The sequence below is a fragment of the Pseudomonas sp. GXZC genome (assembly GCF_026967615.1).
GTDB lineage: Bacteria > Pseudomonadota > Gammaproteobacteria > Pseudomonadales > Pseudomonadaceae > Aquipseudomonas > Aquipseudomonas azotoformans_A.
This window is the reverse complement of sequence record NZ_CP114115.1, coordinates 7,037,640-7,059,625: the sequence shown is the minus strand read 5'-3', so window position 1 is coordinate 7,059,625 and position 21,986 is coordinate 7,037,640. Positions and strand designations below refer to the sequence as shown.

Genomic DNA, 21,986 nt, shown 5'->3' with positions numbered 1-21,986 from the left:
AATCAACGTGTTAACGGTAATAAATGCGACCAATGGTCTGTGCATAAGCTCTGTGGATAAGCGCCCTTGAGGTCGTTGTACAAGTGGGGGCGAAAGTCTGTGGGTAACTGGCCTGTGGATAACAACCCATTCCACCCACAGCTTATCCGACAGCGCAGCACAGGCAGAGCACCGTTTCTCCCCCGTGTTGTCATTCTCTGTACGTCACGTGGGATATGGCCTTAAGGCAGTTATCCACAGATGATTGGCTGCCTAGCTTTTATAAGCTTTAGAGAAAAGCTTTAAATAACCTCCTTCTTTATTTTTATATCTATGCCCTGACCTGAGAAAGCCGAGCGGACAGAAAACGGTAAATGAGCGGCAGAGATCTAATTAAAGGAAAAGCTGGTTGGAAATTGACCTAGAGGCTTGCTTTCTCTAGAATCGCCGGTCTCTTAAAACGGGGGCCATTCCGGCCCGTTGTGGACGAACCAGGTAACAACGCCATGAAACGTACTTTCCAACCAAGCACCATCAAACGCGCCCGTACCCACGGCTTCCGTGCTCGCATGGCCACCAAGAACGGCCGTGCTGTCCTGTCGCGTCGCCGCGCCAAAGGTCGTGCGCGTCTGGCAGTTTGATAATCCGGTACTGGTGGTGAGTCAGGACTTCAGTCGGGAAAAGCGTCTGCTAACCCCCCGGCATTTCAAGGCAGTCTTTGACTCCCCCACCGGCAAGGTTCCGGGGAAAAATCTCCTGCTCCTTGCGCGTAACAACGATCTTGATCACCCCCGTCTCGGGTTGGTGATCGGCAAGAAGAGCGTAAAGCTCTCCGTTGAGCGCAATCGCCTCAAGCGTCTGATGCGCGAATCGTTTCGCCTCCACCAGGACACTCTGGTTGGTTGGGATATTGTTATCGTCGCGCGCAAAGGCTTGGGTGATGTAGAAAACCCCGAATTGATTCAGCATTTCGGCAAGCTCTGGAAACGTCTGGCGCGTACCAACAAGCCAGCCCCAGTTGCCAACACCGAAACTGTAGGGGTAGACAGCACCGATGCGTAAACTGGCCCTCGTTCCGATCCAGTTTTATCGCTATGCCATTAGTCCTCTGATGGCCAGCCACTGTCGTTTCTACCCCAGTTGTTCCTGCTACGCGTTAGAGGCCATAGAAAATCATGGTCTTCTGCGCGGTGGCTGGCTGACCTTTCGTCGTTTAGGTCGCTGTCATCCGTGGAATCCCGGTGGTTATGACCCGGTTCCACCTATCCCTACCTCCCGTTCTTCTTCGATGGCCGAGTAATCATGGATATTAAACGCACGATCCTGATCGTCGCCCTGGCAATCGTGTCCTACGTCATGGTTCTTCAGTGGAACCAGGACTACGGCCAGGCTGCCCTGCCGACTCAGAATGTTGCTACCAATCAGGCTGCGCCGGCTATTCCGGACACCCCGCTGGGTAACAATGCGTCCGCGAGTGCCGATGTTCCCAGCGCGAATGGCGAGACAAGCGCCCCTTTAGAAACGCCAGTGGTCACCAATAAAGATCTCATCCACGTCAAAACGGATGTGCTTGACCTGGCTATCGACCCACAAGGTGGTGATATCGCGCAGTTGAAACTGCCGCTGTATCCACGTCGCCAAGACCATCCGGATGTTCCGTTCCAACTGTTCGATAACGGTGGTGAACGTACTTATCTGGCGCAAAGTGGCCTGACCGGCACCAACGGTCCGGATGCACGTGCTACCGGTCGTCCGGTTTATTCGACCGAACAGAAGACTTATCAACTGGCTGATGGCCAGAACCAGTTGAACGTTGACCTGAAATTCAGCCTCGACGGCGTCAACTACATCAAGCGTTTCAGCTTTACCCGTGGTCTGTACGACTTGAAGGTCACTTACCTGATCGACAACGAAAGCGACAAACCATGGAGCGGCAACCTGTTTGCTCAGCTCAAGCGTGACGCCAGTTCCGATCCTTCTTCCAGCACTGCCACCGGCACCGCGACTTACCTGGGCGCCGCCCTGTGGACAAGTAGCGAGCCGTACAAAAAAGTGTCGATGAAAGATATCGACAAGGGCTCGCTGAAAGAAACCGTCCAAGGTGGCTGGGTAGCTTGGCTGCAACACTACTTTGTGACCGCCTGGATCCCGAGCAAAGGTGACGCGAACCTGGTTCAAACCCGCAAGGACAGCCAAGGCAACTACATCATTGGCTTCACTGGCCCGGCGTTGACCGTCGCACCAGGTGCCAAGACTGAAACCAGCGCTACCTTGTATGCCGGCCCAAAAAGCCAGGCTGTGCTGAAAGAGTTGTCCCCAGGTCTGGAACTGACTGTGGATTACGGCTTCCTGTGGTTCATCGCCCAGCCGATTTTCTGGTTGTTGCAACATATCCACAGCATTGTGGGTAACTGGGGCTTCTCGATCATCTTCCTGACCATGCTGATCAAGGGGATCTTCTTCCCTCTGTCGGCAGCCAGCTACAAGTCGATGGCGCGCATGCGTGCCGTAGCACCGAAACTGGCGGCGCTGAAAGAACAACATGGCGATGACCGGCAGAAAATGTCGCAGGCCATGATGGAGCTGTACAAGAAAGAGAAGATCAACCCGCTGGGTGGTTGCTTGCCTATTCTGGTACAGATGCCGGTATTCCTGTCGCTGTACTGGGTACTCCTGGAAAGCGTGGAAATGCGCCAGGCACCGTTCATGCTGTGGATAACTGACCTGTCGATCAAAGACCCGTTCTTTATCCTGCCGATCATCATGGGCGCGACCATGTTCATCCAGCAGCGTTTGAACCCGACTCCGCCGGATCCGATGCAGGCCAAGGTAATGAAAATGATGCCAATCATCTTCACCTTCTTCTTCCTGTGGTTCCCTGCTGGTCTGGTGCTGTACTGGGTGGTCAACAACGTGTTGTCGATCTCTCAACAGTGGTACATCACACGTAAGATCGAAGCGGCTACCGCAAAAGCCTCTGCGTAATTTACTCTGTGGATAACCACTCAAGACGCCCCCTAGTGGGGCGTTTTGCTTTCCGTCACTTTAGTTCTGGAACCTGCTGATGAGCGCTCCTCGTGAAACCATCGCTGCTGTCGCTACCGCTCAGGGTCGCGGCGGTGTCGGTATCGTTCGTATCTCCGGACCGCTCGCCGGTAAGGCGGCCGAGGCTATCAGCGGCCGCGAGTTGAAGCCGCGATATGCCCATTACGGGCCATTCCTCGATGCCGACAAAAGTGTGTTGGATGAGGGGCTGGCGATTTACTTCCCGGGGCCAAACTCATTCACCGGCGAAGATGTCCTGGAATTGCAGGGGCACGGCGGCCCGGTTGTGCTGGATATGTTGCTGCAGCGCTGCCTGCAATTGGGCTGCCGCTTGGCTCGCCCAGGAGAGTTCAGTGAACGTGCCTTCCTGAACGACAAACTCGACCTGGCCCAGGCCGAAGCCATCGCTGACTTGATCGAAGCCAGTTCTGCACAGGCGGCACGTAATGCACTGCGCTCGCTGCAGGGCGCGTTTTCCCTGCGTGTGCATAACCTGACCGAGCAGTTGATCAGCCTGCGCATCTACGTTGAGGCGGCAATTGATTTCCCGGAGGAAGAAATCGACTTTCTCGCCGATGGCCATGTCTTGGCGATGCTGGATAAAGTCCGCGGTGAGTTATCCACAGTACTGCGCGAAGCGGGGCAGGGCGCTTTGTTGCGCGATGGGATGACCGTGGTGATTGCCGGTCGGCCCAATGCCGGCAAATCCAGCCTGCTCAATGCCCTGGCGGGGCGTGAAGCGGCGATTGTTACCGAGATCGCTGGTACGACGCGGGATATCCTGCGTGAACATATCCACATCGACGGTATGCCCCTGCACGTGGTCGACACCGCTGGCTTGCGCGATACCGATGACCAGGTGGAAAAGATTGGCGTAGAACGAGCGCTCAAAGCCATCAGTGAAGCGGATCGGGTGCTGTTGGTGGTCGATGCCACCGCGCCTGAGGCCGTGGACCCTTTTGCACTCTGGCCGGAATTCCTTGAGCAACGACCGGACCCGGCCAAAGTTACCTTGATCCGTAACAAGGCCGACCTGACTGGTGAAGCCATTGCCATGGAAACCAGCACCGATGGCCATGTCACCATTAGCCTGAGCGCGAAAGCGGCAGGGGATGGCCTGGAGCTGCTACGCGAGCACCTCAAGGCCTGCATGGGCTACGAGCAGACCTCGGAAAGCAGCTTCAGTGCACGCCGCAGGCATCTGGAGGCGTTGCGCCATGCGAGCGCAGCGTTGGAGCACGGCCGGGCACAGCTGACCTTGGCGGGCGCAGGGGAGCTGCTGGCTGAGGATTTACGTCAGGCACAGCAGCTGTTGGGTGAGATCACCGGTGCATTCAGCTCCGATGATTTGCTGGGGCGGATTTTTTCCAGCTTCTGCATCGGTAAATAACCGAGTTATCCACAACGCCCTACCAGTTGTAAGACACCGTACCGAGCAAGGTACGGCTGTCACCCCAATAGCAGCGGCCCGCATCGTTGCATCCAGAAACATATTCCTTGTCGAACAGGTTCTTGGCGTTCACGTCCACCGACCAGTGTTTGTCGATCTGATAGCCAACGGCTGCATCCACCAAGGTGACGCTGCCGGCGTCCAACTTTCCGTAGAGCGTGGGTGCGGTGTAGGAAAAGGTACTGTCGAAGTAACGCACGCCGCCGCCCAGGGACAACCCCTTGAGTTGGCCATCGAGGAAGCGATACTTGCCCCACACCGACGCCTGGTTGCGCGGAACCCCCGTCATCTGACGCCCCTCGACCAGCGATGTTGCTGAATCCTTGGTAATTCGCGCATCTGTGTAGGTATAAGCCGCCGTCACATTCAGGTTGGGCGTGAGGTTGCTGTTCACCTCGACTTCCGCACCTTTGGCTCGGCTTTCGCCCACCTGGCGGTAACTGTTGGTGGTGGCGTCGAGGTAGGTATCGTCTTGCTTGCGCAAGTCATACACCGACACAGTCATCGCCGTATCCCAGCCGATCGGCTCGTACTTCACGCCCAGTTCGTACTGGCTGCTGGTGATTGGCTTCAGCGGTGATCCTGCGTTGGAGATCTGCTGCACAGGGACAAACGCAGTGGAATAGCTGACATACGGCGTCAGGCCGTTGTCGAACTGGTACATCACCCCGCCCTGGTAGGTGAACTTACGGTCTTGCGATCCCGTGTTGCTGGCTTTGTTCACCTTGTCACGGAAATCACTGTCGACCCAGTCCTGACGACCGCCGAGCAAAAACAACCAATGGTCATACTTGCTCTGGATCTGTGCATATACCCCTTTCATCTGCTGTTCGAGCAATGTGTTCTGCACCGCCACCGGGGTCAACGGATCCCGCAGGTACACCGGGTTATACACATTGATGGTGCCGGCAAACCCCGCGTCCCAATCCTGATTGAATGAGGTGCGGTCATAGCTGGCGCCGAACAGCACGGTGTTTTCCAGCCCACCGACCTGGAATTTTCCTTCCAGCTGATTATCCAGCGAGTAGACCATCGACTTGTTGTAACGATCGTAGGCGGTCATGTTCAGTTGAGTGCCGAAGCCACGGTTGTTCAGCGCACCGGGCCAGGTTTCATGACGGTTGATGCGTGACTGCATGTAGCGTGAGTTCTGCCGGAATTGCCAATCGTCGTTAAAACTGTGGCTAAATTCATAGCCGGTGCTCCAGGCTTCGCGCTCGAATGTATTCCAGTCCGGATCACCGAGCATGGTGTGTTTGGACAACTTGCCATTGGGGTTTGTAAGCAAGGTGCCAGCGGCTGGCAGGCCGAGTTCCAGGTTGGTGTGATCCTTCTGGTAATTGGCCAACAAGGTAAGGCTGTTGTAATCGTCGAAGTTCAAGGTCAGGGATGGCGCGATGTAGAGGCGATCGTCCGGGACATGATCGGTCTGTGTGTCGGACTTGCGACCGAGCATCACCACCCGACCGAGAATATTGTCGCTGTCGTTGAGCGGACCCGAGATATCCACACCCACTTGGCGTCGGTTGTTCGAGCCATAGCCCAACTGCACCTCGCCCTGTGGCGTGGACGTAGGGTGTTTACTGACCAGGTTCACCAAGCCCCCAGGAGCATTTTCGCCGTAGAGCAGGGAGGAAGGACCTCGGAAGATTTCAACCCGCTCCAGGCCATAAGGCTCGCTGGTCGTGTCGTACCTATTACCTTGAACGCGTAGGCCATCACGCAGCAGGCCGTAGCCGTAATCCGTTGCGTTGAAACCGCGAATGAAGAACAGGTCACCCGCCAAACTATCGCCGGCGGCGAAGGGGGGCGCGAAGATACCTGGCACGTAGCCAAGGACTTCAGTCAGGCTCTGGGATTTCTGGTCCTTGATGCGCTGGCCGGTGACGACCGACACCGAACGGGGCGTTTCCGAGAGAGGTGTGCTGGTCTTGGTGCCGATCCGGCTGTTTTGTGCCTTGTAGCCCACGTCCTCAGCAATCTCTTGATTGAAACCAACCTGTTGATAAGTACTGACAGTGGTCGGCGCAAGGGTGAGTTCGCCAGCAGGAACAGCCTGCAAGACATAGCTGCCGGTGGCCTGGACGACCGCCTGTAACCCCGAGTTTTGCAGCAACAATGCAAAACCTTGGTCCACCGAATAATTACCTTCCAGCCCCGACGTGTTCAAGCGCGCGGTCTGCTGGGGTGAAAAAGACAGGATCACGTTAGCCCTGGCCGCAAATTGGCTTAAGGCGTTGTCGAGAGGACCGGCGCCAATGGCGTAGTGTTGCACAGCGCTGGCGGCCATGACGCCTGTAGAGAGCAAGGCAGCGACAGTGGCAGCAGTGCCCAATAGCAGGCTGCAGGTCATACCGTGGAGGGAAAGTCGCTGGCGAAACTGGGTGGGGAGGCGCATAGGTGGGTTAGCCCTGAAGGTTGCATCGTGATTACCTGTAGGGCCGATCCAGGCAAAAAAAAGATAACCCCCTTGTGGATAATTTTTTCGCTCAACCGCTTCGTGTTACTGAAGCCCAATAACGCGTGAAATACCTGACTTGAATCGGCAGGGTCGCCTGCAGGTTGGCCAGCACTGCATCGGTGGAGTCCAGACGGAAAGCCCCGGAAACCCGCAGGCGAGCAGAGGCCATATCGCATTGCAGGATGCCTGGTCGATAGCGGGACAATTCGTCGATCACTTCCCCGAGTCGAGCATCCAACACAATCAACTGACCATCGACCCACGCAGCCTGAGACCTGCGATAGTTGTGATTCTGCCCCACGTTGTGACGATCAAAATCAGCGCTTTCACCTGCACCGAGCAGTCGGAGGTGATCGGGCTGATCGCCGGGCGACACACTTACCCAGTCCTCCAGCACCCCGACACGCGTGGTCTCTGGCAATTGGCGCACGGTAAACCGGGTCCCCAGTGCCTGGATCCGGCCTTGGCGGGTGTCGACATAAAAAGGGGTCTGCCCGCCCGACTTACCCGTGTGGATAAGTACTTCACCTTCGCGCAGTCGGATCAAACGCTGGCGCCCGTCGAAGACCACGTCAATCGCCGTGCGGGTATTGAGGTCGATCCGCGTGCCGTCGGCTAACTCGATACGCCGGCGTTCGCCTACAGATGTGCGGTAGTCGGCCCCTACATTGCTGTATTGCTGAACATTCCAACCCAGATAACCTGTACTGCCCAATACGAGCATCCACTTCAATACCTGGCGACGTTGTTGAGTCGCCGACAAGGCGCGTCGAGTGAAGTCTTGGGGCAGGGCTCCAAGGCTGCGCTGCAACTGTTCCATCTGGTTCCATGCGACCTGATGGGAGGGATCGCCGTTGAGCCACTGTTGCCAGGCCAAGCGTTCCGCAGCCGTAGGTGGCTGGGATTGAAACTGCACATACCAACTGGCGGCGGCTTCGAAGGTCTTGCGATCAGGCGCCGCCATTACAGGCTGGCCATGATCAGAGAACACTCGGTCAATGCTCGGATCATGTGCTTCTTCACTGTAGTCAGTGACACCTGCAATTGGTCGGCGATCTGTTGATAAGTCAGTCCCTCAATCTGCGACAGCATGAAGATCCGCCGCGCTCGCTCGCCGAGTCCGCACAGGGCTTTATCCACTGCCACCAGGGTTTCGATGATGATGGCTTTATCTTCTTCACTGATAGCCGTGGCTTCAGGCCGTTCGGCCAAGGTTTGCTTGTAAGCCTGCTCAATGGCGTGCCGACGGTAGCGATCAATCACCAGGCCCCGCGCGATAGTTGCCAAATAGTCCCGTGGTTCAAGGATCTGCGCCGCATGACGCCCGCCCAAGATACGCACAAACGTATCGTGAGCTACATCGGCCGCATCGCAGGCGTTATGCAACTTACCTTTGAGCCACCCATGCAACCAGGAATGGTGTTGCTCATAAATGTGCTGGACTGCGGCCGTGTGCGAAGGAGGGGACATAAGGCATGACAAGGCAGGTTAATGATAATCGCTATTATTAACTACCCTGCCGTTTTCTCACAATAGCTCTCTTTTTGCAGTGCTCATCGTTGAGTCAGACGATTCTGCGGGCTTGGCCGTGGGCGAAATACACACCAAGTGACCGATTTCTGTGGGTTAAGCCCTGTGAATAACCGCCTCTGTGCCCAGTTGATAACAGGGCCTGAAACCTGAGTAAAAACCCGCCTGTGGATAAGTACCTGTTTAATCCACAGGTTTAAAGCACTTATCCAAGCCCCTCATTGGCACATGACCACAGACTTTTGAATCTCTGTACATAAAGTAATTAAAGGCCTGTAGAGATCTATCCACAGAAAGGTAGCTGCATAGAAATAAACATAAAAACAAAGATTTAATAAATTTCTCTCTTTTAATTTCTATTGTCTGTGATTCATCCACAGCTGGTTAAATTTTGTGCAAAGGGTTCTTTAGGAAGGGCTAAGTCCCTATACTTGCAGCCATTGCTCCAAAACCCTTTCAACAGACAATTCCTGATTACCTACATAAGCAGGCACGAGGTGCGTGGTGGATTTCCCTTCCCGTTTTGAAGTGATCGTCATCGGCGGCGGTCATGCCGGTACCGAGGCAGCACTGGCGTCAGCACGCATGGGCGTAAAAACCCTGTTGTTGACGCATAACGTGGAAACCCTCGGAGCGATGAGTTGCAACCCTGCCATTGGTGGGATCGGCAAAAGCCATCTGGTCAAGGAAATCGATGCCCTTGGCGGCGTGATGGCCATGGCTACCGATAAGGGTGGTATTCAATTTCGCGTGCTCAACAGCCGCAAAGGCCCCGCCGTACGGGCTACCCGGGCTCAAGCCGACCGTATCCTGTACAAGGCGGCGGTGCGCGAAACCCTGGAAAACCAGCCGAACCTGTGGATATTTCAACAAGCAGCGGATGACCTGATCGTCGAACAAGACCAGGTACGCGGTGTTGTCACGCAAATGGGCCTGCGTTTCTTCGCAGAATCCGTGGTGTTGACCACCGGGACGTTCCTCGGCGGACTTATCCACATCGGTATGCAGAACTATTCCGGTGGTCGCGCCGGTGATCCGCCGTCGATTGCCCTGGCAAAACGCCTGCGTGAATTGCCGCTGCGTGTCGGTCGCCTGAAAACCGGGACACCGCCGCGTATCGACGGGCGTTCTGTGGATTTCTCGGTGATGGCCGAACAGGCCGGCGACACGCCGATTCCGGTCATGTCGTTCATGGGCTCCAAAGAGCAGCACCCGAAACAGGTGAGCTGCTGGATCACCCATACCAATGCCCGCACCCACGAAATCATTGCCGCGAACCTCGACCGTTCGCCGATGTACTCCGGGGTAATCGAAGGGATCGGCCCGCGTTATTGCCCATCGATCGAAGACAAGATCCACCGCTTTGCCGATAAGGAAAGCCACCAGGTGTTCATCGAGCCCGAAGGCTTGACGACCCATGAGCTGTACCCGAACGGGATTTCCACTTCCCTGCCGTTCGACGTGCAAATCCAGATCGTGCAATCGATCCGTGGCATGGAAAACGCACACATCGTGCGTCCGGGCTACGCCATCGAATACGACTACTTCGACCCGCGCGACTTGAAGTACAGCCTGGAAACCAAAGTGATTGGCGGTCTGTTCTTCGCCGGCCAAATCAACGGCACTACCGGTTACGAAGAAGCCGGCGCCCAAGGTTTGCTGGCCGGGACCAACGCAGCATTGCGTGCGCAAGGCAAAGACAGCTGGTGCCCGCGTCGCGACGAAGCGTATATCGGCGTACTGGTCGATGACCTGATCACCCTGGGCACCCAGGAACCGTACCGGATGTTCACTTCCCGGGCGGAATACCGTTTGATCCTGCGTGAAGACAACGCCGACCTGCGTCTGACCGAAAAAGGTCGTGAGCTGGGCTTGGTCGATGACGCGCGTTGGGAAGCCTTCTGCAAAAAACGCGAAAGCATTGCGTTGGAAGAACAGCGTCTGAAAAGCACCTGGGTTCGCCCTGGCACCGAACAAGGCGACGCGATCGCTGAAAAATTCGGCACGCCGCTGACCCACGAATACAACTTGCTCAACCTGCTGTCCCGTCCGGAAATCGACTACGCTGGTCTGGTCGAAGTGACCGGCCAGGGCGCAGAAGATCCACAGGTCGCCGAGCAGGTTGAAATCAAGACCAAATACGCCGGATACATTGACCGCCAACAGGACGAGATCGCTCGCCTGCGCGCCAGTGAAGACACCAAGCTGCCTGCGGATATCGATTACACCGGGATTTCCGGGCTGTCGAAAGAAATCCAAAGCAAGCTGGGGATAACTCGTCCCGAGACATTGGGCCAGGCTTCACGTATCCCCGGCGTCACTCCGGCAGCCATTTCGCTGTTGATGATTCATTTGAAAAAACGCGGCGCGGGCCGTCAGTTGGAGCAAAGCGCTTGAGTTCGTTGGTCACCTCGCAACACGCAGAAGAGTTATCCACAGGTGCGCGCCAGTTGGGCGTCGGCCTGACCGAAACCCAGCATGAGTTGCTGTTGGGGTATTTGGCGTTGTTGATCAAATGGAACAAGGCTTACAACCTGACCGCGGTGCGTGATCCCGACGAAATGGTGTCCCGTCACTTGCTCGACAGCTTGAGCGTCATGCCCTTCATCGAAAACGGCCGCTGGTTGGACGTGGGCAGTGGCGGCGGTATGCCTGGCATTCCGTTGGCCATCTTGTTTCCCGACTCCCAAGTGACCTGCCTGGACAGCAACGGCAAGAAAACCCGCTTCCTGACCCAGGTCAAACTCGAACTCAAGCTGGATAACCTGCACGTTATCCACAGTCGCGTCGAAGCTTTCACGCCTGAACAGCCTTTCAACGGAATTGTTTCCAGGGCCTTCAGCAGCATGGAGAACTTCAGCAACTGGACCCGCCACCTAGGCGACCGCGATACCCGCTGGTTGGCAATGAAGGGCGTCCATCCAAGCGATGAGCTGTTAGCATTGCCAGCAGACTTCCACCTCGATAGCGAACACGCCTTGGCCGTACCCGGTTGCCAAGGCCAACGCCATCTGCTGATACTGCGCCGCACGGCATGATTGGGAACACAAGCAAGAATGGCTAAGGTATTCGCGATAGCGAACCAGAAAGGTGGCGTGGGCAAAACCACCACCTGCATCAACCTCGCAGCATCCCTGGTCGCCACCAAGCGCCGGGTGCTGTTGATCGATCTCGATCCACAGGGCAACGCCACCATGGGTAGCGGTGTGGATAAACACGGCCTGGAAAACTCGGTCTACGACTTGCTGATTGGCGAGTGTGACCTGGCCCAGGCCATGCACTACTCCGAACACGGTGGTTATCAACTGCTGCCGGCCAACCGCGATTTGACCGCGGCGGAAGTGGTGCTGCTGGAAATGCAGATGAAGGAAAGCCGTCTGCGCAGCGCCTTGGCGCCGATCCGCGAGAACTACGATTACATTTTGATCGACTGCCCACCGTCGCTGTCGATGCTGACGTTGAACGCGTTGGTGGCCGCCGATGGGGTGATTATCCCCATGCAGTGCGAGTACTACGCACTGGAAGGGTTGAGCGACCTTGTGGATAACATCAAGCGCATCGCCGAGTTACTCAACCCGAACCTGCAGATCGAAGGCCTGCTGCGGACCATGTTCGATCCGCGCCTGAGCCTGATGAACGATGTGTCGGCGCAGCTCAAGGAACACTTTGGTGATCAGCTTTACGACACCGTGATCCCGCGCAACATCCGTCTGGCCGAAGCGCCAAGCTACGGCATGCCCGCGCTGGCGTACGACAAGTCCTCGCGCGGTGCCATTGCCTACCTGGCCCTGGCCGGCGAGATGGTTCGCCGCCAACGCCGCAACTCACGCACCGCTGCAGCCCAGCCAACTTAAGGAATCCCCATGGCCGTCAAGAAACGAGGTCTCGGACGTGGACTGGATGCACTGTTGAGTGGTCCGACCGTCACATCGCTTGAAGAACAAGCGGTGCAGGCCGACGAGCGCGAGCTGCAACACCTGCCCCTGGACTTGATCCAGCGCGGCAAATACCAGCCACGCCGGGACATGGACCCCCAGGCGCTGGAAGAACTGGCCAATTCGATCAAGGCCCAGGGCGTGATGCAGCCGATCGTGGTGCGCCCGATTGGCGGCGGCCGCTTTGAAATCATCGCCGGTGAGCGCCGCTGGCGCGCCAGCCAGCAGGCCGGCAAGGAAACCATCCCAGCGATGGTGCGCGACGTACCGGATGAAACCGCCATCGCCATGGCGTTGATCGAAAACATCCAGCGCGAAGACCTCAACCCGATCGAAGAAGCGATCGCCCTGCAGCGTTTGCAGCAGGAGTTCCAGCTGACCCAGCAACAAGTGGCCGAGGCGGTGGGTAAATCCCGCGTGACGGTGTCCAACTTGCTGCGTTTGATAGCGCTGCCGGAAGTCATCAAGACCATGTTGTCCCATGGCGACCTGGAGATGGGGCACGCCCGTGCTTTGCTCGGTTTGCCGGAAAATCAACAGGTTGAAGGGGCGCGACACGTTGTCGCACGGGGGCTCACCGTTCGCCAGACCGAGGCGCTGGTTCGCCAGTGGCTCAGCGGCAAACCTGCACCGGTCGAAACGGCCAAACCTGATCCGGATATCGCCCGTCTCGAGCAGCGCCTGGCCGAGCGCCTGGGCTCTGCGGTGCAAATTCGCCACGGCAAGAAAGGCAAAGGGCAATTGGTCATCGGTTATAACTCGCTCGATGAGCTCCAGGGCGTCCTTGCCCACATCCGCTGAAACATTTGCTTATGTAGCGTGTGATCGGAAATCACTACCCGACAGTTGAATAGGGGCAGAACCGCCCCTATACTCTGCGCGCATTTTGTCGGCACAAATTATGCCAAGTTATTGATTTCCGGCAGCCGACCATTGAGGAGCAAGAGTGATGGAAACCCGCACGCCAAACACGTTGCCGTTCCATCGCTTGGCCGTTTTTCCGGTTTTATTGGCTCAATTTGTCATTTTGCTGATCGCCGCATTGGCGCTTTGGTATTGGCATGGAGTCGTTGCCGGATATTCAGGACTCTGCGGAGGCCTGATAGCCTTGCTGCCCAATATGTATTTTGCTCACAGGGCCTTTCGGTTTTCCGGCGCCCGAGCAGCCCAGGCTATCGTCCGGTCATTTTATGCCGGCGAGGCAGGGAAACTGATTTTGACGGCAGTGCTGTTTGCACTGACCTTTGCAGGTGTGAAGCCATTGGCGCCGCTGGCTGTATTCGGCGTCTTCGTGTTGACCCAACTGGTCAGCTGGTTCGCTCCCCTGCTAATGAAAACAAGACTTTCGAAACCTTAGGGCGTTTGAGGCAACCATGGCAGAAACAACCGCTTCGGGCTATATCCAGCACCACTTGCAGAACCTGACCTTCGGTCAGCTTCCTAATGGCGGCTGGGGCTTTGCCCACTCCGCAGCAGAGGCCAAAGAAATGGGCTTCTGGGCTTTCCACCTGGATACTCTGGGCTGGTCGGTCGCATTGGGTCTGATCTTCGTCTTCATTTTCCGCATGGCGGCAAAGAAGGCGACTTCCGGTCAACCAGGTGCTTTGCAGAACTTCGTTGAAGTACTGGTCGAATTCGTCGATGGCAGCGTGAAAGACAGCTTCCATGGCCGTAGCCCGGTGATCGCACCGCTGGCACTGACCATCTTCGTCTGGGTTTTCCTGATGAACGCCGTCGACCTGATCCCGGTTGACTGGATTCCTCAGCTGGCCATGGCGATCAGCGGCGATCCGCACATTCCTTTCCGTGCCGTATCGACCACTGACCCGAACGCTACCCTGGGCATGGCCCTGTCGGTCTTCGCGTTGATCATTTTCTACAGCATCAAGATCAAGGGCATCGGCGGCTTTATCGGCGAACTGACCCTGCACCCGTTCGGCAGCAAGAACATCTTCGTTCAAGCCCTGCTGATCCCGGTGAACTTCCTGCTGGAATTCGTGACCCTGATCGCCAAGCCGATTTCCCTGGCCCTGCGACTGTTCGGCAACATGTATGCCGGCGAGCTGGTGTTCATTCTGATCGCTGTGATGTTCGGCAGCGGCCTGCTCTGGCTTAGCGGCCTGGGCATTGTTCTGCAGTGGGCGTGGGCTGTGTTCCACATCCTGATCATCACCCTGCAGGCCTTCATCTTCATGATGCTGACCATCGTCTACCTGTCGATGGCGCACGAAGAGAACCATTAAGACCAGTCTCGACTAGTCTGATGTCCTTCCCTGTCAAACGGGAAGGTAGGCCCTACCGGGCTATGAAACGATTTGTTTTACCGCTTTAAAATCTAAAAAACCTAAACCATACGACGTAAAAGTCGGGAGGAAAGATGGAAACTGTAGTTGGTCTAACCGCTATCGCTGTTGCACTGTTGATCGGCCTGGGCGCCCTGGGTACTGCCATTGGTTTCGGCCTGCTGGGCGGCAAGTTCCTGGAAGGCGCAGCGCGTCAGCCAGAAATGGTTCCAATGCTGCAAGTTAAAATGTTCATCGTCGCCGGCCTGCTCGACGCCGTGACCATGATCGGTGTTGGTATCGCTCTGTTCTTCACCTTCGCGAACCCTTTCGTTGGTCAACTCGCCGGTTAATCACTCGTCTTTTCGAGTGATTGGTGTGTTGTGCAACGAATGAGCGAGGTATTGGCGTGAACATTAATGCAACCATTATTGGTCAGTCCTTAGCGTTCTTGATTTTTGTCGTTTTCTGCATGAAGTTCGTATGGCCTCCGGTCATCGCAGCTCTGCACGAACGTCAGAAGAAGATCGCGGATGGGCTGGACGCTGCAGCACGAGCAGCTCGCGACCTGGAGTTGGCCCAAGATAAAGCGGGTCAACAACTGCGCGAAGCGAAAGCTCAAGCAGCCGAAATCATTGAGCAAGCCAAGAAACGCGGTAACCAGATCGTTGAAGAGGCTGTTGAAAAAGCCCGTATCGACGCTGACCGTGTGAAGGTTCAGGCTCAGGCCGAGATCGAGCAGGAACTGAACGGTGTCAAAGATGCGCTGCGTGCCCAACTGGGTGCTCTGGCCGTCGGCGGTGCTGAGAAGATCCTGGGTGCCACAATCGATCAAAACGCGCACGCGGAGCTGGTAAACAAACTGGCTGCTGAAATTTAAGCGAGGGCGATCATGGCAGAATTGACCACGTTGGCCCGACCTTACGCTAAGGCAGCCTTCGAGCACGCCCAGGCCCACCAGCAGCTGGCCTCTTGGTCAGCCATGCTCGGCCTGGCTGCAGCAGTGTCGCAAGACGACACGATGCAGCGCGTGCTCAAGGCCCCGCGACTGACGAGCGCAGACAAGGCCGCCACTTTTATTGAAGTGTGCGGCGACAAGTTCGATGTGAAGGTACAGAACTTCATCCACGTCGTTGCCGAAAACGACCGTCTCCTGCTTCTGCCGGAGATTGCCGCTCTGTTCGACCTGTACAAGGCCGAGCAAGAGAAGTCGGTAGACGTTGAAGTGACCAGTGCTTTTGCATTGAACCAAGAACAGCAAGACAAACTCGCCAAGGTTCTCAGTGCACGACTCGACCGGGAAGTGCGCCTGCAAGTTGCGGAAGACAAGTCCCTCATTGGGGGCATTGTCATTCGCGCCGGCGACCTGGTTATCGATGGCTCGATTCGCGGCAAACTCGCGAATCTTGCCGAAGCATTGAAATCTTGAGTTTGAAGGGGCAGCAGAGCAATGCAGCAACTCAATCCTTCCGAAATAAGTGAAATTATCAAGGGCCGCATCGACAAGCTCGATGTGACCTCCCAAGCCCGTAACGAAGGCACTGTCGTCAGCGTATCTGACGGTATCGTGCGGATTCACGGTCTGGCCGACGTAATGTCCGGCGAGATGATCGAGTTTCCGGGCGGCGTCTTCGGTATGGCCCTCAACCTGGAGCAGGACTCCGTAGGTGCCGTAATCCTGGGCGCTTACCAGTCTCTGGCTGAAGGCATGAGTGCCAAGTGCACCGGCCGCATCCTGGAGGTTCCGGTTGGTAAGGAACTGCTGGGTCGCGTAGTCGACGCACTGGGTAACCCTGTTGACGGCAAAGGTCCACTGGGCAACACCGAGACCGACGCGGTCGAGAAAGTTGCTCCAGGCGTGATCTGGCGTAAGTCGGTAGACCAGCCTGTACAGACTGGCTACAAGGCTGTCGATGCCATGATCCCTGTCGGCCGTGGCCAGCGTGAGCTGATCATCGGTGACCGTCAGATCGGTAAAACCGCTCTGGCGATCGACGCGATCATCAACCAGAAAGACAGCGGCATTTTCTGCGTCTACGTAGCCATTGGTCAGAAGCAATCGACCATCGCCAACGTGGTTCGCAAGCTGGAAGAGAACGGCGCACTGAAAAACACGATCATCGTGGCTGCCAGTGCTTCGGAATCGCCTGCACTGCAATACCTGGCACCGTATGCCGGTTGCACCATGGGTGAATTCTTCCGCGACCGCGGTGAAGACGCGCTGATCGTTTATGACGATCTGTCCAAGCAAGCAGTGGCTTACCGCCAGATTTCCCTGCTGCTGCGCCGTCCACCAGGCCGTGAAGCTTACCCAGGCGACGTGTTCTATCTCCACTCCCGTCTGCTGGAGCGCGCATCCCGCGTTTCGGAAGAGTACGTAGAGAAGTTCACCAACGGCGCAGTGACCGGCAAAACCGGTTCCCTGACCGCACTGCCGATCATCGAAACCCAGGCTGGCGACGTTTCCGCGTTCGTTCCGACCAACGTGATTTCCATCACCGACGGTCAGATCTTCCTGGAATCGGCCATGTTCAACTCAGGCATCCGCCCTGCAGTGAACGCCGGTGTTTCGGTATCCCGTGTGGGTGGTGCCGCTCAGACCAAGATCATCAAGAAGCTCTCCGGTGGTATCCGTACCGCTCTGGCTCAGTACCGTGAACTGGCGGCATTCGCCCAGTTCGCTTCTGACCTGGACGAAGCGACCCGTAAGCAACTTGAGCATGGTCAGCGCGTTACCGAGCTGATGAAGCAGAAGCAATACGCCCCAATGTCGATCGCTGACATGGCGTTGTCGCTGTATGCCGCTGAGCGTGGGTTCCTGACTGACGTCGAAATCGCCAAGGTCGGCAGCTTTGAACAAGCGCTGATTGCTTACTTCAACCGCGATCACGCCGACTTGTTGGCCAAGATCAACGTGAAGGGTGACTTCAATGACGAAATCGACGCTGGCCTCAAAGCCGGTATCGAGAAGTTCAAGGCCACCCAAACCTGGTAAGCCGCAGCGGGAGCCGCAAGGCTCCCGCTTGCTAACCTGATAGGTGTTACATGGCAGGCGCAAAAGAGATTCGCAGTAAGATTGCGAGCATCAAAAGCACGCAAAAAATTACCAGCGCCATGGAAAAAGTGGCGGTCAGCAAAATGCGCAAGGCACAAATGCGCATGGCTGCTAGCCGTCCTTATGCGGAGCGTATCCGCCAGGTAATTGGGCATCTGGCCAACGCCAACCCGGAATACCGCCACCCCTTCATGATCGACCGCGAAGTTAAGCGTGTGGGTTATGTGGTTGTGAGCAGTGACCGTGGTTTGTGCGGTGGTTTGAATACCAACCTGTTCAAGGCCCTGGTCAAGGACATGGCGGTAAACCGCGAAAAGGGCGTCGAGATCGATCTGTGTGTTGTTGGTAGCAAGGGTGCGGCCTTTTTCCGCAACTTCGGCGGCAACGTCGTAGCAGCTATCAGCCACCTGGGTGAAGAGCCGTCGATCAATGATTTGATCGGCAGTGTGAAGGTGATGCTGGATGCATACCTGGAAGGCCGGATTGACCGCCTCTCCGTGGTATCCAACAAGTTCATCAACACCATGACCCAGCAGCCAACCGTGGAGCAATTGATTCCACTGGTGGCGACTCCGGATCAGGAACTCAAGCACCACTGGGACTACCTCTACGAACCAGACGCCAAAGAGCTGCTTGACGGCTTGATGGTGCGCTACGTGGAGTCGCAGGTGTACCAGGCGGTGGTCGAGAACAACGCAGCTGAACAAGCGGCGCGGATGATCGCGATGAAAAACGCTACCGATAACGCCGGTGATCTGATCAGCGATTTGCAGCTGATCTACAACAAGGCGCGTCAGGCTGCGATCACCCAAGAGATCTCGGAAATCGTCGGCGGCGCTGCCGCGGTTTAACGGTTCAAATATTCAGAGGATCCAGCTATGAGTAGCGGACGTATCGTTCAAATCATCGGCGCCGTTATCGACGTGGAATTTCCACGCGACAGCGTACCGAGCATCTACAACGCGCTGAAAGTACAAGGCGCGGACACTACTCTGGAAGTTCAGCAACAGCTGGGCGACGGCGTAGTTCGTACCATTGCGATGGGTTCCACCGAAGGCTTGAAGCGCGGTCTGGACGTTGTCGACTCTGGCGCAGCCATCTCCGTACCGGTCGGTAAAGCGACCCTGGGCCGGATCATGGACGTACTGGGCAACCCGATTGACGAAGCTGGCCCGATCGACACCGAAGAGCGCTGGGGCATTCACCGTCCAGCACCTTCGTTCGCGGAACAAGCTGGCGGCAACGACCTGCTGGAAACCGGCATCAAGGTTATCGACCTGGTCTGCCCGTTCGCCAAAGGCGGTAAAGTCGGTCTGTTCGGTGGTGCCGGTGTAGGCAAGACCGTAAACATGATGGAACTGATCCGTAACATCGCCATCGAGCACAGCGGTTATTCCGTGTTCGCCGGTGTGGGCGAGCGTACCCGTGAGGGTAACGACTTCTACCACGAGATGAAGGACTCCAACGTTCTGGACAAAGTGGCACTGGTTTACGGTCAGATGAACGAGCCGCCGGGTAACCGTCTGCGCGTAGCACTGACTGGCCTGACCATGGCCGAGAAGTTCCGTGACGAAGGTAACGACGTTCTGCTGTTCGTCGACAACATCTACCGTTACACCCTGGCCGGTACTGAAGTATCCGCACTGCTGGGCCGTATGCCTTCGGCAGTAGGTTACCAGCCGACCCTGGCTGAAGAGATGGGCGTTCTGCAAGAACGTATCACTTCGACCAAGGAAGGTTCGATCACTTCGATCCAAGCGGTATACGTACCTGCGGATGACTTGACCGACCCGTCGCCAGCGACCACCTTCGCCCACTTGGACGCCACCGTCGTACTGTCCCGTGACATCGCTTCCCTGGGTATCTACCCAGCGGTCGATCCACTCGACTCGACTTCGCGCCAGCTGGATCCGAACGTGATCGGCCAGGAGCACTACGACACCGCTCGCGGCGTTCAGTACGTGCTGCAGCGTTACAAAGAACTGAAGGACATCATTGCGATCCTGGGTATGGACGAGCTGTCGGAAGCCGACAAGCAGTTGGTAAACCGTGCTCGTAAGATCCAGCGTTTCTTGTCGCAGCCGTTCTTCGTGGCTGAAGTCTTCACCGGTGCATCGGGTAAATACGTTTCCCTGAAAGACACCATTGCTGGCTTCAAAGGCATCCTCAACGGTGACTACGACCACCTGCCAGAACAAGCGTTCTACATGGTCGGCGGCATCGAAGAAGCGATCGAGAAAGCCAAGAAACTGTAATCCAGGCGCCCGGAAACGGGCGCTCATCAGGTTGAGGCAATCAGATGGCTATGACAGTCCATTGCGATATCGTCAGCGCGGAAGGGGAAATCTTCTCCGGTCTGGTAGAGATGGTGATTGCACACGGCGAACTCGGTGACCTTGGTATTGCCATGGGTCACGCGCCGTTGATCACCAGCTTGAAGCCAGGTCCGATCACTCTGACCAAGCAAGGCGGGGAAAAAGAGGTGTTTTACATCTCGGGTGGTTTCCTCGAGGTTCAGCCGAACATGGTCAAGGTACTTGCCGACACCGTGCAACGTGCTGGCGACCTGGATGAAGCCTCCGCTCAGGAAGCCGTCAAGGCTGCCGAGAAGGCCCTGAATGAAAAGGGTGCGGACTTCGACTACAGCGCTGCTGCTGTACGTCTGGCCGAGGCTGCAGCTCAGCTGCGCACGCTCCAGCAGATCCGCAAGAAGTAAGCGGCCACGCCGTCATGCTTCATGCGCGATTGATTAAAAAGGGTAGCCTCGGCTACCCTTTTTCTTTTTCAGCAAAACACTTCTCTGGTCTGAAGCCGGACCGCCCAGGATTGGTAGCCACTCATGTCTCTTGAAATCGTCATTCTCGCCGCAGGCCAGGGCACCCGCATGCGTTCGGCCCTGCCCAAGGTGCTGCACCCGGTTGCCGGCAATTCTATGCTGGGCCATGTTATCCACAGCGCCCGGCAGCTCGACCCACAGCGCATTCACGTGGTGATCGGCCATGGTGCCGATGTAGTACGTGAGCGCCTCGCCGCGGACGATCTGAATTTCGTATTGCAAGACAAACAACTGGGCACCGGCCACGCCACTGCCCAAGCCGTGCCTTTCATCAGCGCCGACACCGTGCTGATCCTCTACGGTGACGTGCCGCTGATCGAAGTCGAAACCCTGCAACGCCTGCTCAAGCACGTGGTGCCTGGCCAGATGGGCCTGCTGACGGTTGAACTGGATGATCCTACTGGTTATGGGCGCATCGTGCGTAACGCCGATGGCAAGGTTGCCGCTATCGTTGAGCACAAAGATGCCAGCGAAGCCCAACGCGCTATTACCGAGGGCAACACCGGGATCCTGGCGGTCCCCGCCGATAAGCTCGGCGATTGGATGAGCCGTCTGTCTAACAACAACGCCCAGGGCGAGTACTACCTCACCGACGTCATCGAGATGGCGGTAAGCGATGGCCTGTTGGTTGCCACCGAGCAGCCTCACGACCCGATGGAAGTTCAGGGCGCCAACGACCGCAAGCAACTCGCCGAACTGGAACGTCACTACCAATTGCGCGAAGGCCGTCGCCTGATGGCCCAAGGCGTGACCTTGCGTGACCCGGCACGCTTCGATGTACGGGGTGAAGTAACTGTAGGCCGCGATGTGCTGATCGACATCAACGTGATCCTCGAAGGTCGCGTGATCATCGAAGACGACGTGGTGATTGGCCCGAACTGTGTGATCAAGGACAGCACCCTGCGCAAAGGCGCGGTGGTCAAGGCCAACAGTCATCTGGACGGCGCGGTAATGGGTGAGGGCAGCGATGCGGGTCCATTTGCGCGACTGCGCCCCGGAACCGTGATGGGCGCCAGGGCGCACGTGGGCAATTTCGTCGAGCTGAAAAACGCCAAAATGGGTGACGATGCGAAGGCTGGCCACTTGGCCTATCTCGGTGATGCGGTGATTGGAGCTCGCAGCAATATTGGCGCGGGTGCCATTACCTGTAATTACGACGGCGCGAACAAATACCAGACCACCATTGGTGAAGACGTATTTATCGGCTCCAACAATTCGCTGATCGCCCCCGTTTCCATCGGAGATGGCTCGAACACGGCGGCGGGTTCGACCATCAACCAGGATGTGGATAAGTCTCAACTGGCGGTAGCCCGCGCCCGCCAACGCAACATCGACGGCTGGAAGCGCCCGGTCAAAATCAAAAAGAGCTGAGTGATCCACATTCACTGAAACCTGTTGGCTAATCACCCACAG

Annotated in this window: 22 protein-coding genes; 19 read left to right on the top strand and 3 right to left on the bottom strand. The window is 56.7% G+C overall.

What is annotated here, in order from left to right; translation table 11 throughout:
- Positions 1-485: 485 nt before the first annotated feature.
- From rpmH to mnmE, 5 genes are all read left to right on the top strand, one after another.
- Positions 486-620, top strand: coding sequence for a 50S ribosomal protein L34 (gene rpmH / locus OZ428_RS33365; RefSeq protein WP_003213577.1), 135 nt, complete (start codon positions 486-488; stop codon positions 618-620).
- 16 nt (positions 621-636) lie between these two features.
- Complete coding sequence (gene rnpA / locus OZ428_RS33360) at positions 637-1,041, top strand: ribonuclease P protein component (protein ID WP_016978720.1); 405 nt, start codon at positions 637-639, stop codon at positions 1,039-1,041.
- Positions 1,034-1,279, top strand: coding sequence for a membrane protein insertion efficiency factor YidD (yidD, locus tag OZ428_RS33355; protein ID WP_010207715.1), 246 nt, complete (start codon positions 1,034-1,036; stop codon positions 1,277-1,279). The genes rnpA and yidD overlap by 8 nt, the downstream gene beginning before the upstream one ends.
- 2 nt (positions 1,280-1,281) lie before the next feature.
- The gene (yidC, locus tag OZ428_RS33350) at positions 1,282-2,964 is read left to right on the top strand and encodes a membrane protein insertase YidC (RefSeq protein WP_269132377.1); all 1,683 of its coding nucleotides are present in this window, start codon (positions 1,282-1,284) and stop codon (positions 2,962-2,964) included.
- Positions 2,965-3,043: 79 nt separating this feature from the next.
- Positions 3,044-4,414 (top strand): tRNA uridine-5-carboxymethylaminomethyl(34) synthesis GTPase MnmE, encoded by a 1,371-nt coding sequence (gene mnmE, locus OZ428_RS33345; RefSeq protein WP_269132376.1) that lies wholly within the window; start codon positions 3,044-3,046, stop codon positions 4,412-4,414.
- A 19-nt stretch (positions 4,415-4,433) separates the two neighbouring features.
- Here the strand turns inward: mnmE and OZ428_RS33340 are convergent, their stop codons facing one another.
- The 3 genes from OZ428_RS33340 to OZ428_RS33330 all read right to left on the bottom strand — a co-directional run bounded on the left by OZ428_RS33340 (position 4,434) and on the right by OZ428_RS33330 (position 8,405).
- Positions 4,434-6,872 carry a TonB-dependent siderophore receptor gene (locus OZ428_RS33340; protein ID WP_269132375.1) on the bottom strand — a complete coding sequence of 813 codons (2,439 nt, stop codon included), beginning with the start codon at positions 6,870-6,872 and terminating at the stop codon, positions 4,434-4,436.
- A 91-nt stretch (positions 6,873-6,963) separates the two neighbouring features.
- Positions 6,964-7,899, bottom strand: coding sequence for a FecR domain-containing protein (locus tag OZ428_RS33335; RefSeq protein WP_269132374.1), 936 nt, complete (start codon positions 7,897-7,899; stop codon positions 6,964-6,966).
- Positions 7,899-8,405 (bottom strand): sigma-70 family RNA polymerase sigma factor, encoded by a 507-nt coding sequence (locus tag OZ428_RS33330; RefSeq protein ID WP_133078457.1) that lies wholly within the window; start codon positions 8,403-8,405, stop codon positions 7,899-7,901. Before OZ428_RS33330 ends, OZ428_RS33335 begins: the two co-directional genes overlap by 1 nt.
- A 564-nt stretch (positions 8,406-8,969) precedes the next feature.
- Between OZ428_RS33330 and mnmG the strand changes: the two genes are divergently transcribed.
- The 14 genes from mnmG (at position 8,970) to glmU (ending at position 21,944) form a co-directional block, all read left to right on the top strand.
- Positions 8,970-10,862 carry a tRNA uridine-5-carboxymethylaminomethyl(34) synthesis enzyme MnmG gene (gene mnmG, locus OZ428_RS33325; RefSeq protein ID WP_269132373.1) on the top strand — a complete coding sequence of 631 codons (1,893 nt, stop codon included), beginning with the start codon at positions 8,970-8,972 and terminating at the stop codon, positions 10,860-10,862.
- On the top strand, positions 10,859-11,503 hold the full coding sequence (rsmG, locus tag OZ428_RS33320) for a 16S rRNA (guanine(527)-N(7))-methyltransferase RsmG (protein WP_269132372.1): 645 nt from the start codon (positions 10,859-10,861) through the stop codon (positions 11,501-11,503). Before mnmG ends, rsmG begins: the two co-directional genes overlap by 4 nt.
- Before the next feature lie 18 nt (positions 11,504-11,521).
- Entirely contained in the window at positions 11,522-12,319 is a 798-nt protein-coding gene (locus tag OZ428_RS33315; protein WP_016978715.1) for a ParA family protein, read from the top strand.
- A gap of 9 nt (positions 12,320-12,328) precedes the next feature.
- Positions 12,329-13,201 carry a ParB/RepB/Spo0J family partition protein gene (locus OZ428_RS33310; RefSeq protein WP_016970690.1) on the top strand — a complete coding sequence of 291 codons (873 nt, stop codon included), beginning with the start codon at positions 12,329-12,331 and terminating at the stop codon, positions 13,199-13,201.
- A 148-nt stretch (positions 13,202-13,349) separates the two neighbouring features.
- Positions 13,350-13,757 (top strand): F0F1 ATP synthase subunit I, encoded by a 408-nt coding sequence (locus OZ428_RS33305; protein WP_010565865.1) that lies wholly within the window; start codon positions 13,350-13,352, stop codon positions 13,755-13,757.
- 16 nt (positions 13,758-13,773) lie between these two features.
- Positions 13,774-14,643 carry a F0F1 ATP synthase subunit A gene (atpB, locus tag OZ428_RS33300; RefSeq protein WP_016978714.1) on the top strand — a complete coding sequence of 290 codons (870 nt, stop codon included), beginning with the start codon at positions 13,774-13,776 and terminating at the stop codon, positions 14,641-14,643.
- A 134-nt stretch (positions 14,644-14,777) separates the two neighbouring features.
- Positions 14,778-15,035, top strand: a complete 258-nt coding sequence (gene atpE / locus OZ428_RS33295; RefSeq protein ID WP_002555987.1) for a F0F1 ATP synthase subunit C — start codon at positions 14,778-14,780, stop codon at positions 15,033-15,035.
- A gap of 56 nt (positions 15,036-15,091) precedes the next feature.
- Positions 15,092-15,562 carry a F0F1 ATP synthase subunit B gene (locus tag OZ428_RS33290; protein WP_008439543.1) on the top strand — a complete coding sequence of 157 codons (471 nt, stop codon included), beginning with the start codon at positions 15,092-15,094 and terminating at the stop codon, positions 15,560-15,562.
- Positions 15,563-15,574: 12 nt separating this feature from the next.
- A complete protein-coding gene (locus tag OZ428_RS33285; RefSeq protein ID WP_010207689.1) occupies positions 15,575-16,111 on the top strand; it encodes a F0F1 ATP synthase subunit delta in 537 nt (178 codons plus the stop codon).
- Between the two features lie 21 nt (positions 16,112-16,132).
- Positions 16,133-17,677, top strand: coding sequence for a F0F1 ATP synthase subunit alpha (atpA, locus tag OZ428_RS33280; protein ID WP_010207686.1), 1,545 nt, complete (start codon positions 16,133-16,135; stop codon positions 17,675-17,677).
- A 50-nt stretch (positions 17,678-17,727) separates the two neighbouring features.
- Entirely contained in the window at positions 17,728-18,588 is an 861-nt protein-coding gene (atpG, locus tag OZ428_RS33275) for a F0F1 ATP synthase subunit gamma (protein WP_010207685.1), read from the top strand.
- A 27-nt stretch (positions 18,589-18,615) separates the two neighbouring features.
- Complete coding sequence (atpD, locus tag OZ428_RS33270) at positions 18,616-19,992, top strand: F0F1 ATP synthase subunit beta (protein WP_010207684.1); 1,377 nt, start codon at positions 18,616-18,618, stop codon at positions 19,990-19,992.
- A 44-nt stretch (positions 19,993-20,036) separates the two neighbouring features.
- Positions 20,037-20,453 (top strand): F0F1 ATP synthase subunit epsilon, encoded by a 417-nt coding sequence (locus tag OZ428_RS33265; RefSeq protein WP_003177061.1) that lies wholly within the window; start codon positions 20,037-20,039, stop codon positions 20,451-20,453.
- A 123-nt stretch (positions 20,454-20,576) separates the two neighbouring features.
- Positions 20,577-21,944, top strand: coding sequence for a bifunctional UDP-N-acetylglucosamine diphosphorylase/glucosamine-1-phosphate N-acetyltransferase GlmU (gene glmU, locus OZ428_RS33260; protein WP_133078456.1), 1,368 nt, complete (start codon positions 20,577-20,579; stop codon positions 21,942-21,944).
- Positions 21,945-21,986: the final 42 nt, after the last annotated feature.

Coding starts and splice junctions, on each gene's coding strand:
- rpmH (WP_003213577.1), top strand. CDS start 486: ATGAAACGTACTTTCCAACCAAGCACCATCAAACGCGCCCGTACCCAC.
- yidD (WP_010207715.1), top strand. CDS start 1,034: ATGCGTAAACTGGCCCTCGTTCCGATCCAGTTTTATCGCTATGCCATT.
- yidC (WP_269132377.1), top strand. CDS start 1,282: ATGGATATTAAACGCACGATCCTGATCGTCGCCCTGGCAATCGTGTCC.
- mnmE (WP_269132376.1), top strand. CDS start 3,044: ATGAGCGCTCCTCGTGAAACCATCGCTGCTGTCGCTACCGCTCAGGGT.
- OZ428_RS33340 (WP_269132375.1), bottom strand. CDS start 6,872: ATGCGCCTCCCCACCCAGTTTCGCCAGCGACTTTCCCTCCACGGTATG.
- OZ428_RS33335 (WP_269132374.1), bottom strand. CDS start 7,899: ATGGCGGCGCCTGATCGCAAGACCTTCGAAGCCGCCGCCAGTTGGTAT.
- OZ428_RS33330 (WP_133078457.1), bottom strand. CDS start 8,405: ATGTCCCCTCCTTCGCACACGGCCGCAGTCCAGCACATTTATGAGCAA.
- OZ428_RS33315 (WP_016978715.1), top strand. CDS start 11,522: ATGGCTAAGGTATTCGCGATAGCGAACCAGAAAGGTGGCGTGGGCAAA.
- OZ428_RS33310 (WP_016970690.1), top strand. CDS start 12,329: ATGGCCGTCAAGAAACGAGGTCTCGGACGTGGACTGGATGCACTGTTG.
- OZ428_RS33305 (WP_010565865.1), top strand. CDS start 13,350: ATGGAAACCCGCACGCCAAACACGTTGCCGTTCCATCGCTTGGCCGTT.
- atpB (WP_016978714.1), top strand. CDS start 13,774: ATGGCAGAAACAACCGCTTCGGGCTATATCCAGCACCACTTGCAGAAC.
- atpE (WP_002555987.1), top strand. CDS start 14,778: ATGGAAACTGTAGTTGGTCTAACCGCTATCGCTGTTGCACTGTTGATC.
- OZ428_RS33285 (WP_010207689.1), top strand. CDS start 15,575: ATGGCAGAATTGACCACGTTGGCCCGACCTTACGCTAAGGCAGCCTTC.
- atpA (WP_010207686.1), top strand. CDS start 16,133: ATGCAGCAACTCAATCCTTCCGAAATAAGTGAAATTATCAAGGGCCGC.
- atpG (WP_010207685.1), top strand. CDS start 17,728: ATGGCAGGCGCAAAAGAGATTCGCAGTAAGATTGCGAGCATCAAAAGC.
- atpD (WP_010207684.1), top strand. CDS start 18,616: ATGAGTAGCGGACGTATCGTTCAAATCATCGGCGCCGTTATCGACGTG.
- OZ428_RS33265 (WP_003177061.1), top strand. CDS start 20,037: ATGGCTATGACAGTCCATTGCGATATCGTCAGCGCGGAAGGGGAAATC.
- glmU (WP_133078456.1), top strand. CDS start 20,577: ATGTCTCTTGAAATCGTCATTCTCGCCGCAGGCCAGGGCACCCGCATG.